Source organism: Mesorhizobium sp. M7D.F.Ca.US.004.03.1.1 (genome assembly GCF_003998635.1).
Taxonomy (GTDB): domain Bacteria; phylum Pseudomonadota; class Alphaproteobacteria; order Rhizobiales; family Rhizobiaceae; genus Mesorhizobium; species Mesorhizobium loti.
The window spans coordinates 1-5,129 of the sequence record NZ_RZQG01000420.1; the positions used below are offsets into that span (position 1 = coordinate 1).

At 61.8% G+C, this 5,129-nt stretch carries 7 protein-coding genes and 1 tRNA gene; 5 read left to right on the forward strand and 3 right to left on the reverse strand.

What is annotated here, in order from left to right; genetic code table 11:
* The coding region (locus EN935_RS21590) for a DUF892 family protein (protein WP_164771250.1) at positions 1-403 on the forward strand (403 nt) is incomplete at its 5' end.
* Positions 404-653: 250 nt separating this feature from the next.
* Here the strand turns inward: EN935_RS21590 and EN935_RS21595 are convergent.
* From EN935_RS21595 to EN935_RS21605, 3 genes are all read right to left on the reverse strand, one after another.
* Complete coding sequence (locus EN935_RS21595; protein ID WP_127263976.1) at positions 654-956, reverse strand: DUF982 domain-containing protein; 303 nt, start codon at positions 954-956, stop codon at positions 654-656.
* Between the two features lie 284 nt (positions 957-1,240).
* Positions 1,241-1,537: a hypothetical protein gene (locus EN935_RS21600; RefSeq protein ID WP_127263966.1), complete on the reverse strand. Its 297-nt coding sequence runs from the start codon at positions 1,535-1,537 to the stop codon at positions 1,241-1,243.
* Positions 1,538-1,825: 288 nt separating this feature from the next.
* Positions 1,826-1,915 (reverse strand) — tRNA-Ser (locus tag EN935_RS21605).
* Positions 1,916-2,275: 360 nt separating this feature from the next.
* Here EN935_RS21605 and EN935_RS21610 point away from each other — a divergent pair.
* The 4 genes from EN935_RS21610 to EN935_RS21625 form a co-directional block, all read left to right on the forward strand.
* Positions 2,276-2,980, forward strand: coding sequence for a hypothetical protein (locus tag EN935_RS21610; protein ID WP_245468841.1), 705 nt, complete (start codon positions 2,276-2,278; stop codon positions 2,978-2,980).
* Positions 2,981-3,096: 116 nt separating this feature from the next.
* Entirely contained in the window at positions 3,097-3,420 is a 324-nt protein-coding gene (locus EN935_RS21615) for a hypothetical protein (RefSeq protein ID WP_127263968.1), read from the forward strand.
* 106 nt (positions 3,421-3,526) lie between these two features.
* Entirely contained in the window at positions 3,527-4,192 is a 666-nt protein-coding gene (gene msrA / locus EN935_RS21620; RefSeq protein WP_127263970.1) for a peptide-methionine (S)-S-oxide reductase MsrA, read from the forward strand.
* Positions 4,193-4,403: 211 nt separating this feature from the next.
* The coding region (locus EN935_RS21625; protein ID WP_164771251.1) for a BMP family ABC transporter substrate-binding protein at positions 4,404-5,129 on the forward strand (726 nt) is incomplete at its 3' end.

The window sequence follows — 5,129 nt, forward strand, 5'->3', positions numbered from 1 at the left end:
GGCCAGGGCCGCGCAAAGTGCCGACCTGAAAGCCGCCTTCGAAAAGCACCGGACCGAGACCGAAGGGCATGTCGCAAGGCTGGAGAAGGTCTTTGGTGTGATCGGCAAGAAGCCAGCCGGCAAGACCTGTGCGGCCATCATGGGCATCACCGAGGAAGGCGCCGAGATCATGGAGGAGTACAAGGGATCTCCCGCGCTCGACGCCGGCCTGCTGGCTGCCGCGCAAGCGGTCGAACACTACGAGATCTCGCGCTATGGGACGCTGAGGACCTGGGCCGGCGAATTCGGCCTGAACGAGGCCGTGACGCTGCTTGAAGCGACGCTGAAGGAAGAGAAAGCCACCGACGAAGCGCTGACGCAGCTCGCGGAGTCGGCCGTGAACGTCGCGGCTGAAGCAGCGTAGATCCGCGAAAAGATGATCGGTGGGCCGCGTCTAAGCGGCTCTCGCATCATGCTGAGAAAGGCCGGATCGAACCCGGCGACGCACGGGTTCGACAAGTTGATTGCCACGGAAGGCGCAACGTCGTCAGCCTCAGCTGCAAGATGGCGGTTCCTCCGTTGCTGGAAAAACGAAAGCCCGGCTGGCGAGGGCCGAGCCGGGCTTTCTGTGGTGGCACGTGTGGCTTTGGCCACCGCGATGGGAGCATCAATCCTCAGGCGGCGTAACCGCCATAGCCACGCGCAACGGCATGCACGCCCGCGACCGGCTCGAGGTCCGGCCACAGGATGCCGGTGGCTTGCGCAAATTCGAGCAGCGCCCGGCGTGCCTGCTCGATGGTCACATAGCCCGGAATGGCGAGCTCACATGCCTTCACCGCATTGCGAAAAAGCGGACCGCGGCGAGAGGTCGTCCAGTCGGTCAGAAAGTCGTGCATTTGGGCCAGCGAGGCAATCTCGCGCTTGAAACCGAGGCCGACGGACAATGCGACCGGTGAATGAAACAGCTTGTCGTGCATGAAGCGGGCTCCTGATTTTATCGCGCGCTTGGAGAAATATCCGGGCGGGTCCGCGAACGGGACGCCAAGAAACGCGCAACGGCGCAGGAGGTTCCAAGCTGGGCCTGGACGATTTTTTGAGTGTGCCCGGCTGCTGCCGAAGCGGTTGTTTCGAAGGCGCTTTTGCGCGGAGCTGGCTTTGCTGAGCGGCTTCGGGAAAAGTGTCTGGGGCCTTGCGTCAGATACCCGGTCTAGCGCCGATATCGGGCGGCATACGCGCCCGGCGATCTGCGCTTGCCCCAGTTTCATTGCTGAATGGATTTGGCCGGCATTCCAAGATCGTTCTGTATTCCTATGGCGTCCGCGGCCCATTCCCGCATTTCCGGGGATGCATCGCTGGACTTGAGGATCGACACTGCCAGTGCTGCTATATCGGCCGGCGGTTTTTGGTTGGCGGCCAAATAGGCAAAGTAGCCAACTGTGATGGCACACCCTATCGAAATAACAGGGGGGACAAACTGTGCTGTCTTCAGAGCCATTGTTCGCCAGCGTTTGGATGGGCTGGGTTTTAGGACGTCATCCTCGTCATCCAGGTCAGTCATTCCACTCTGCCCCCGCGAGTCGATACCACACCATCTAGTAGGATGAGCTTCATTAGTTAAAATGCGAATAAAACTTTATGGGCTTGTTCGCATAACAACGCCGCGAGTATACGGCCTGCGCGATCGACCGAAGGACCTAGCCAGACAGGATGGGCCCGGACGATGTGCTGCTACCAGTCTGACAGTTGTCACATGGTAACGATAGAATCCGCCTCGTGCGGGTTTTCATGTTCCGCCAAGGCATGACAGCCCTAAAATAAGAGTAACCTATTGATTTTGCTATGTAAATGGCGGAGAGAGCGGGATTCGAACCCGCGTTACGGTCTCCCGTAAACACACTTTCCAGGCGTGCGCCTTCAACCACTCGGCCACCTCTCCGTCCATGCATGTCGCGTCGGCCGGTTTCGCCGCGCGGGTTGGGGAGATGCACCTCCCTTGGGGCAAGGCGGAATTTCCGCCATCGGCGTCGCCAACCAGCAAGCGCCCTTCCCCCGCACCTGAGCCGTCAAAGCAACAGGCGCGGGGCTCATCTAGTCGATCCGACGGCGAATGCCAAGCCATAACGGCAGTCTATTCGCTTTGCCGGCCACACAGTGTTTCGCAAGGCCGCCGGCGTGCCCGTTTTTGCAGCGCCGCGACCGCAATGGTGTGCAAGGGCAGGACCGCAGGCCGGCCGCCCTTGACTTCCCCCGGAGCCGCCTGTCGAGTGACAAGGCTTTGCGGGGGCATCGTGCGGACATGACATCGAGCAATGGACAGACGCCAGCCAGGCGGCCGGACAGCGGGCTGTCCTTCGTGCCGCCGGGCTGGCTCGTCTTCGTCATGGCGTGGTCGGTCTACGGCCTGATATCCACCTGGCGACTGGTGTGGGACTACAGCCTGCCGGACGGAGTTTTCTACCTGATCTATGGCGGGCTCGCCGTCGACATCATCACCATTCTATGGGGGCTCTATCTGCTCGGCCTCGCCTTTGGCCGCTCGGCGCGCTTCCCGCGCCAGTTCACCATCTGGCAGATCGCCACCATCGTCTGGCTGCTGGCGCGGCAGGCCTATGTGCTGACGATTTCCGATTTCGTCTTTTCAGGCAAGGCGCTTACCATCACCGTTGCGGAAATCGCCATCGGGGTTCTCTGCATCTATCTGCTGCGCCGCGGGTCTGAAGCCGAGACTGTCTATGCCAAGCCAAGAACCGAAGCGCCGCCGGTTCTCGTTTCGATCGTCGCCGCCCTGCTCGGCATCGTCCTCGGCGCGGTCGTTGGCGCCCTCGCCGGCTTCTTCGCGGGCTCGATCATTGCGAATGGTACCGACATGAGCTGCTTCGAAGGCGCCTGCGGTTATTTCGCCGTGTTCATCGGCCTGGCCGGGCTGGTAGTCGGCGCCATAGGCGGCGGCATTTTCGCCGTCTGGCGCGTCCACCGGCGCAAACGCAAGCCGGCGGCTTAGTCGGGCTTCAAATTCGCGTATGGCGATTGCGAACCAGACATGCGCATTCTATCTCTCGTTTTGAAACCGGAAGGCCCTCGGGAGGAGCTTGAGGGCTGGCCGGAGGAAGGTCTCCAATGTTTCGCTTCGTTTTCCGTCTTGCCGCAATGGTCGCGCTGTCGATTTCCGTCATCATGGCGGTGCTCGACGCGACACGCACTGTGGCGGCCTCAGTGCTTGTACTGACCCCGCTCAACACCAGTTGGCTGGCCGTCTCGCCCGACACGCGGGCTTCCTTCGAGACCTTCGTTCGCGCCAAGGCCGGTCCGCTGCTGTGGGACGGCGCCATCGCCTGGGTGCTCAACCAGCCGGGCTTCGCCGTGTTCGCGGTGCTGGCCTTCCTGCTCTATGCGATCGGCTACAGGCGGCAACGGCGCACGGGACAGTTCGCGGCCACATAAGCATCTGATCCAAAAGTGGTTGCCGGTTTTGGGAAAATCCGATGCTCAAACGAAAGAGCCACCGTCAGGCGGCTTCTTGCGTCCCACCCAGAGAGGAAAGCCGCGCATGTTCTTTCTCAGCGACATGCTGAACAAGAAGCTCAATCTGCCGAAGCCGTCCGAGGCGTTGCCGGGACGCGCCAGAGCGATCCCGATCGCCCCCAGGCACAAGGTCTTGAAAAGACCGCTGAAGGGTCCCTATCCCGAGGGGCTGGAGACGGCGATGTTCGGGCTGGGCTGCTTCTGGGGTGCGGAGCGGCTGTTCTGGCAACTCGAAGGCGTGTGGGTCACAGCGGTCGGCTATGCCGGCGGCTTCACGCCCAATCCGACCTATCAGGAAACCTGTACCGGGCTCACCGGCCATGCCGAAGTGGTGTTGGTCGTCCACGATCCCAAGATCGTCTCCTATGCCGCGCTTCTGAAGCTGTTCTGGGAAAGCCACGACCCGACGCAAGGCATGCGCCAGGGCAATGATGTCGGCACCACCTACCGCTCCGCGATCTACACATCAGGTGATGCGCAATTGCGAACGGCGAGCGCTTCGCGCGATGCCTATGAGGCCTCGCTGCGCGGTGCCGGCCACGGCAGGATCACCACCGAGATCGCGCCGGCGCCCGAATTCTACTTTGCCGAAGGCGATCACCAGCAATATCTGGCGAAGAACCCTTACGGCACTTGCAACCTCAAAGGTACCGGCCTCGCTTGCACCATTCCGGCTGCGGTCTCCGCCTAAGTCCCGTGGCGCAGGGAACAAGCAGCCGTGCGGCTTACCCACGCCATGCTTTTCCAAAAGGTCAAAATTCCGCGTGAATTTTGTTTCGGGCCATGCCAGATTGACCCGAGCGGGAGGGGAGTACACTCCTGGCTGACGTCGTATGCCTGCCGGAGAACCGGGCGGGTATCCGGTGCGTAACGGAAAAAATAACCGACAGGGTGTGGATCACATGAAACGTATCGTTCTCGGCCTCCTGGCCGCAACCGCAATGGTTCTTCCGGCTTTCGCCGCGGATGTCCAGCCAGCCATCCTCTATGATCTCGGCGGCAAGTTCGACAAATCCTTCAACGAGGCTGCCTATCACGGCGCCGAGAAGTTCAAGACCGAGACCGGCGTCGCTTATGTCGAGTTCGAGGTGTCCAATGCCTCGCAGCGCGAGCAGGCGCTGCGCCGCTTCGCCGAGGACGGCCACAACCCGATCGTCATGGCCGGCTTCGCCTGGGAGGATGCGCTGAAGAAGGTCGCGGCCGAATATCCCGATCTCAACTTCGCCATCATCGACGACGCCGTCGACCTGCCCAATGTTCGCTCGCTGGTATTCAAGGAGAACGAAGGCTCCTATCTGGTCGGCATCCTGGCGGCGATGGCCTCGAAGTCCAAGAAAGTCAGCTTCGTCGGCGGCATGGACATCCCGCTGATCCGCAAGTTCGAATGCGGCTATGTCGGCGGCGCCAAGTCGGCCGGTGCGACCGACGTCATCCAGAACATGACCGGTGATACGCCAGCGGCGTGGAACGACCCGGCCAAGGGCGGCGAGATCGCCAAGACGCAGATCGACCAGGGCTCCGACGTGGTCTACGCGGCGGCCGGCGGCACCGGCGTCGGCGTGCTGCAGGCGGCGGCTGATGCCGGCAAGCTCGGCATCGGCGTCGATTCCAACCAGAACGGCCTGCAG